Below are 6,285 nucleotides of genomic sequence, written 5' to 3' on the forward strand. Positions count from 1 at the left end.
GTGTTCAAGGAACTCGGGATCAAGGGCCGCGTGCTGCTGCTCACCCTGCTGCCCACCAGCTTGCTGGCGCTGGTGCTGGGTGGCTATTTCACCTGGATGCAGCTGGCCGAACTGCGCAGCCAGCTGCAGCAGCGCGGCGAGCTGATGGTGCAGCAGCTCGCCCCGCTGGCCGCCGCCGCGCTCGGGCGCAACGACGCCGCGCTGCTCGAACGCCTGGCCAAGGAAACCCTCAATCAGGACGATGTGCGGGCCGTCAACTTCCTCTCCAGCGAGCGCACGCCCCTGGCCCATGCCGGCCCGAGCATGCTCAGCCCGCCGCCGCAAAGCGATGGCAGCCCCTTGGTACAAAGCAGCGGGCGCGACGCCACGCGCTTTCTGCTGCCGGTCTACGGCCGCCACCGCAGCCTGGTCGGCGCGCAGAGCGATGCCGAGGCCAACCGCCTGATCGGCTGGGTCGAGCTGGAGCTGTCGCACCACCGCACCCTGCTGCAGGGCTACCGCAGCCTGTTCGCCAGCCTGCTGCTGATCGCCGCCGGGCTGACCGTCACCGCCCTGCTCGCCCTGCGCATGAGCCGCAGCATCAACGAGCCGCTGCGCAGCATCAAACAGGGGGTGGCCCAGCTCAAGGACGGCAACCTGCAGACCCGCCTGCCGGCCCTCGGCAATCACGAGCTGGACGAACTGGCCTCGGGCATCAACCGCATGGCCGAATCGCTGCAGAACGCCCAGGACGAACTGCAGCACAGCATCGACCAGGCCACCGAGGACGTGCGGCAGAACCTGGAGACCATCGAGATCCAGAACATCGAGCTGGACTTCGCGCGCAAGGAGGCCCTGGAGGCCAGCCGGATCAAGTCCGAGTTCCTCGCCAACATGAGCCACGAGATCCGCACCCCGCTCAACGGCATTCTCGGCTTCACCAACCTGCTGCAGAAAAGCGACATGAGCCCGCGCCAGCAGGACTACCTGAACACCATCGAGAAGTCCGCCGAGAGCCTGCTGGGCATCATCAACGAGATCCTCGACTTCTCCAAGATCGAGGCCGGCAAGCTGATCCTGGAAAGCATCCCGTTCAACCTGCGCGACCTGCTGCAGGACACCCTGACCATCCTCGCCCCGGCCGCCCACGAGAAGCAGCTGGAGCTGGTCAGCCTGATCTACCGCGACACGCCGCTGTCGCTGCAGGGCGACCCGCAGCGCCTCAAGCAGGTGCTGACCAACCTGGTGAGCAACGCGATCAAGTTCACCCGCGAAGGCACCATCGCCCTGCGCGCCATGGTCGAGGACGAAAGCGACGACCGCGCGCAGCTGCGCATCAGCGTGCAGGACACCGGCGTCGGTCTCTCCGAGGACGACCAGCGCGCACTGTTCCAGGCCTTCAGCCAGGCCGACAACTCGCTGAGCCGCCAGGCCGGCGGCACCGGCCTTGGCCTGGTGATCTCCAAGCGCCTGATCGAGCAGATGGGCGGCGAGATCGGCGTCGACAGCAGCCCGGGCAGCGGCTCGGAATTCTGGATCAGCCTGAGCCTGCCCAAGGCCCGCGACGACAGCGAGGACCTGCCGCGCGCGCCGCTGGGCGGCCGGCGCGTGGCCCTGCTGGAAAGCCATGTCCTGGTCAACCAGTCCCTGCACCACCAGCTGGAGGACTGCGGCCTGCAGGTGCTGGCCTTCAACAGCCTCGACGGCCTGCTCGAATGCGTGGAACAGCAGCACCAGGGCGAGCAGCCGATCGAACTGGCAGTGCTCGGCGTGCGCGCCCAGGAGCTGCCACCGGAACAGCTCAGCCAGCGGGTCTGGGACCTCGACCGGCTCAACTGCAAGAGCCTGGTGCTGTGTCCCACCACCGAGCAGGCGCTGTACCACCAGTGCCTGCCGGACGCGCACAGCCAGCTGCAGGCCAAGCCGGCCTGCACGCGCAAGCTGCAGCGCGCGCTGATCGACCTGGTCCATCCGCGCCCGCACAAGGTCGAGGTGCGCCAGCCGCTGACCAGCCGCGCCCCGCGCCTGCTGTGCGTCGACGACAATCCGGCCAACCTGCTGCTGGTGCAGACCCTGCTCGGCGACATGGGCGCCGAAGTGGTCGCCGTCGACAGCGGCTATGCGGCCCTCGACAGTGCCCAGCAGCACAGCTTCGACCTGGTCTTCATGGACGTGCAGATGCCCGGCCTGGATGGCCGCCAGACCACCGAGGCGCTGCGCCTGTGGGAACAGGAACACGGTCGCAGCCCGATGCCGATCGTCGCCCTCACCGCCCACGCCCTGGCCAACGAGAAGCGCGCCCTGCTGCAGAGCGGCATGGACGACTACCTGACCAAGCCGATCAACGAACGCCAGCTGGCCCAGGTGGTGCTCAAGTGGACCGGTCTGGACCTGCGCAGCCAGCTGGCCACCGAGGCGAGCGAGGCGCAGCCGGCGACCAGCACGCTGCGCGTGCTCGACCCCGAGGAAGGCCTGCGCCTGGCCGCCGGCAAGGCCGACCTGGCCGGCGACATGCTGAACATGCTGCTGGCCTCGCTGGCCGCCGACCGCCAGACCATCCGCCAGGCCCGCGACGCCGGCGAGCGCAACGTGCTGATCGAGCGCGTGCACCGCCTGCACGGCGCCACCCGCTACTGCGGCGTGCCGCAATTGCGCGCGGCCTGCCAGCGCAGCGAAACCCTGCTGAAACAGGACGACCCGGCGGCGCAACAGGCCCTCGACGAGCTGGATGCCGCCATCGCCCGCCTGGCCGAGGAGGCTGCGGTCTGCGCCTGAGCCCACGGAGCAGGAGCCTGCTCCGTGGCTGCGACTCCATTCGCGGCTGCAGGCCATGCCGCCCCTTACCCCATCCATAGATGCAGGCTGGCAGCCTGCAGCCCCCAGGAACCCGCATGCGCACTCTCCTGTTCAGCAGCAAGCCCTATGACCGCGACAGCTTCCTCGCCGCCGACTGGCCCGCCAGCTGGCCGCTGCAGTTCCAGGAAGCCCGCCTGGGCCTGGATACCGCCACCCTGGCCGAGGGCTACCCGGTGGTCTGCCCGTTCATCAACGACGACCTCTCGGCGCCCGTGCTGCAGCGCCTGGCCGCCGGCGGCACGCGGCTGATCGCCCTGCGCTCGGCCGGCTACAACCATGTCGACCTGAAGGCCGCCCAGCAGTTGGGCCTGAGCGTGGTGCGGGTGCCCGCCTACTCGCCCTTTGCCGTGGCCGAACATGCGGTGGCGCTGATCCTGGCGCTCAACCGGCGCATCCACCGCGCCTTCAACCGTACCCGCGAGGGCGACTTCAGCCTGCACGGGCTGAGCGGTTTCGACCTGCACGGCAAGACCGTCGGCATCATCGGCGGCGGCCAGATCGGCCTGGCCTTCGCCCGCATCATGGCCGGCTTCGGCTGCCACAACCTGCTGCACGACCCCTACCCGCTGGCCAACCTGGACGCCGTCAACGGGCGCCAGGTCGGCCTCGACGAACTGCTCGCCAGCAGCGACGTCATCAGCCTGCACTGCCCGCTGACGCCCAGCAGCCACCACCTGATCGACGCCGCGCGCCTGGCACAGATGAAACCCGGCGCCATGCTGATCAACACCGGGCGCGGCGCGCTGGTCGACACCCCGGCGCTGATCGGCGCACTGAAGAGCGGCCAGCTCGGCTACCTGGGCCTGGATGTCTATGAAGAGGAAGCCGAACTGTTCTTCGAGGACCGCTCCGACCAGCCGCTGCAGGACGACGTGCTGGCGCGCCTGCTGAGCTTTCCCAATGTCATCGTCACCGCCCACCAGGCCTTCCTCACCCGCGAGGCGCTGAGTGCCATCGCCGCCACCACCCGCGACAACATCGTCGCCTGGGCCGCGGGCCGCCCGGTCAATCAGGTGCAACCTGGCCCGTGATAGCATGCCCGGCACGATTCCGGAGGACCCATGGCCGAACACGATTTCCGTTATTCCCTGCTTGCCCCGCAACACACCCTGACCGAGTGCCGCGCCCTGTCGCCCGGCCGCTACCAGGTGACCGGCAACGGCGGCTCGATTCAACCCGGCGACACCCTGCTGGTGACCCTCAAGGGCAGCCGCACCCTGACCCTGCGCCTGCTCGTGGAAAAGGTCCGCCACATGATCACCCCGCCCGGCCAGTGGCTGGCGGTCGCCAACGGCCCGGCCTTCCGCGAACTGGCTATCCTCAACTGGCAGGTCAACTGCAACGGTTGCGCCAGCCAGCTGGACTTCGAGTTCGCCGTAGACGCCGCCCTGGGCGAGCAGGCCCGCCCCGCCGCCGCCGAGGCGCGCATCCTGGAACTCGGCTGGCGCAGCCATGACGGTCAGCACTTCTGCCCCCGCTGCACGGAGAAAAGCGCATGAAGCCAACGCTCGCCCTCGGTCTGCTCGCCGCCTGCCTGGCCGGCTGCGCGGCCGACCCGATTCAACTGGAAAGCGACAAGACCTACCAGGTGGAATGGATCGGCGAGCGCCCGCTGATCGACCGCAGCCACCTGACCCTGACCCTCGGCGAGGATGGCCGCGCCTACGGCAACGCCGGCTGCAATCACTGGTTCGCCGCCTACACCCTGGAGGGCGACAAGCTGAGCTTCGGCCAGGCCGGCAGCACCCGCAAGATGTGCGCACCGGCGCTGATGGAGCAGGAGCAGCGCTTCCTCGACGTCCTCGGCAGCGTGCAGCGCTGGGATGTCTCGGGGATCGGCCAGCTACGCCTGTGGCCCGCCGCCGGCAAGCCGATCCGCCTGTGGCCGGAAGAAGGCTGAGAAACACCTGTCTGAATACGTAGGTTGCGGTTGAGCACAGCGAAGCCCAACGGTCGGTGTTATGTGCGCGGCTACGTGGGCTTCGTCGCGTCGCTCCTCAACCCACCCTACGGCGCAAACAGCTCCAGCTGTTCATGGCGGCCGCGCAGGTCGACCAGCCTGACCCCCACCCCGAGCAGTCGCACCGGCTTGTTGCCGCGGGCGAAGGCGGCGCTGAGCAGCAACTGGTAGCTGTTCAGGTCGCGCCGCGCGCCGGCCTGCTCCAGGGTGGTCTGGCTGAAGTCGTGGAACTTGACCTTGACGAAGGGTTTGTCCGCCTTGTAGCTGCTGTCGAGGCGCGCCAGGCGGGTTTCCAGCTGCTCCAGCAGCTCCGGCAGACGCTTCAGGCACAGCGCCAGGTTGGGGATATCCTCATCGTAGGTGTTCTCCACGCTCACCGACTGGCGCCGGCTGTCGGTCTGCAGGGCGCGCTCGTCGATGCCGCGGCAGAGGTTCCACAGGCGCTCGCCGAAGCTGCCGAACTCGCGGGCCAGGGCCAGCCGGCTCCACTCGCGCAGGTCCAGGCAGGTGCTGATGCCCAGGCGCCCCAGCCGGTCCGCGGTGACCTTGCCCACCCCGTGCAGCTTGCCCACCGGCAGCGCGGCAACGAACGCCTCGACCTGGTCCGGGGTGATCACGAACAGCCCGTTGGGCTTGCGCCAGTCGCTGGCGATCTTGGCCAGAAACTTGTTCGGCGCCACCCCGGCGGACACGGTGATATGCAGCTCCTGCGACACCCGCCGGCGGATTTCCTGGGCGATGCGCGTGGCGCTGCCGGCGAAATGCGCGCTGTCGGTCACGTCCAGGTAGGCCTCATCCAGCGACAGCGGCTCGATGATCTCGGTGAAATCGCGAAAGATGCCGTGAATTTCCCGGGAAACCGCCTTGTAGGCGTCCATCCGCGGCTTGACCATCTGCAGGTCCGGGCACAGCTTCAGGGCCTGGCGCATGGGCATGGCCGAGCGCACGCCCCAGGCCCGCGCCTCGTAGTTGCAGGTGGCGACCACCCCGCGGCGGTCGGCGGCGCCGCCCACGGCCAGCGGTTTACCGGCCAGGCGCGGGTCGTCGCGCATCTCGATGGCGGCGTAGAAGCAGTCGCAATCCACATGGATGATCTTGCGCACGAAAAGTCCGGAAAGCCCCAGCAGGCAAGCCCTGAAGACCTTGAGTCTACCATCCGCCCCTCGCTAAGCACCTGAGTGATCAGGATTTTTTCCAAGTTAAAGGTTGACAGCCGAGGATTTGGCGATAGAATTGGCGCCGCGGGATGGAGCAGTCTGGTAGCTCGTCGGGCTCATAACCCGAAGGTCGTAGGTTCAAATCCTGCTCCCGCAACCAGTTTCGAAGAAAGGCCACTCAAACGAGTGGCCTTTTTCGTTTCTGCCTTTTTATCTAAGTATTTGATTAAAAAGCAGAAATCGATTGACAGAAACTTATTCCGCAGTAGAATTGGCGTCGCGGGATGGAGCAGTCTGGTAGCTCGTCGGGCTCATAACCCGAAGGTCGTAGGT

5 protein-coding genes and 1 tRNA gene are annotated in these 6,285 nt (G+C 67.7%); 5 read left to right on the forward strand and 1 reads right to left on the reverse strand.

Going from position 1 to position 6,285, the window contains the following annotated elements; all coding sequences use genetic code 11:
- The 4 genes from F3I62_RS18595 (at position 1) to F3I62_RS18610 (ending at position 4,735) form a co-directional block, all read left to right on the forward strand.
- Complete coding sequence (locus F3I62_RS18595; protein WP_160491135.1) at positions 1-2,754, forward strand: ATP-binding protein; 2,754 nt, start codon at positions 1-3, stop codon at positions 2,752-2,754.
- A gap of 116 nt (positions 2,755-2,870) precedes the next feature.
- Positions 2,871-3,866 carry a 2-hydroxyacid dehydrogenase gene (locus F3I62_RS18600; RefSeq protein WP_160491136.1) on the forward strand — a complete coding sequence of 332 codons (996 nt, stop codon included), beginning with the start codon at positions 2,871-2,873 and terminating at the stop codon, positions 3,864-3,866.
- Between the two features lie 30 nt (positions 3,867-3,896).
- Complete coding sequence (locus F3I62_RS18605) at positions 3,897-4,334, forward strand: hypothetical protein (RefSeq protein ID WP_160491137.1); 438 nt, start codon at positions 3,897-3,899, stop codon at positions 4,332-4,334.
- Positions 4,331-4,735 carry an META domain-containing protein gene (locus F3I62_RS18610; RefSeq protein ID WP_160491138.1) on the forward strand — a complete coding sequence of 135 codons (405 nt, stop codon included), beginning with the start codon at positions 4,331-4,333 and terminating at the stop codon, positions 4,733-4,735. The genes F3I62_RS18605 and F3I62_RS18610 overlap by 4 nt, the downstream gene beginning before the upstream one ends.
- 107 nt (positions 4,736-4,842) lie before the next feature.
- Here the strand turns inward: F3I62_RS18610 and dinB are convergent, their stop codons facing one another.
- Positions 4,843-5,898 carry a DNA polymerase IV gene (gene dinB, locus F3I62_RS18615; protein ID WP_160491139.1) on the reverse strand — a complete coding sequence of 352 codons (1,056 nt, stop codon included), beginning with the start codon at positions 5,896-5,898 and terminating at the stop codon, positions 4,843-4,845.
- 137 nt (positions 5,899-6,035) lie between these two features.
- On the opposite strand from dinB, the gene F3I62_RS18620 reads away from it, so the two are divergent.
- Positions 6,036-6,112: transfer RNA gene (locus tag F3I62_RS18620), tRNA-Met, on the forward strand.
- Positions 6,113-6,285 lie beyond the last annotated feature (173 nt).

This window comes from Pseudomonas sp. R-28-1W-6 (assembly GCF_009799925.1).
Classification (GTDB): domain Bacteria; phylum Pseudomonadota; class Gammaproteobacteria; order Pseudomonadales; family Pseudomonadaceae; genus Aquipseudomonas.

What these genes read in the sequence shown, in the direction of transcription:
- F3I62_RS18600 (WP_160491136.1), top strand. Translation starts at nt 2,871, where the DNA reads ATGCGCACTCTCCTGTTCAGCAGCAAGCCCTATGACCGCGACAGCTTC.
- F3I62_RS18605 (WP_160491137.1), top strand. Translation starts at nt 3,897, where the DNA reads ATGGCCGAACACGATTTCCGTTATTCCCTGCTTGCCCCGCAACACACC.
- F3I62_RS18610 (WP_160491138.1), top strand. Translation starts at nt 4,331, where the DNA reads ATGAAGCCAACGCTCGCCCTCGGTCTGCTCGCCGCCTGCCTGGCCGGC.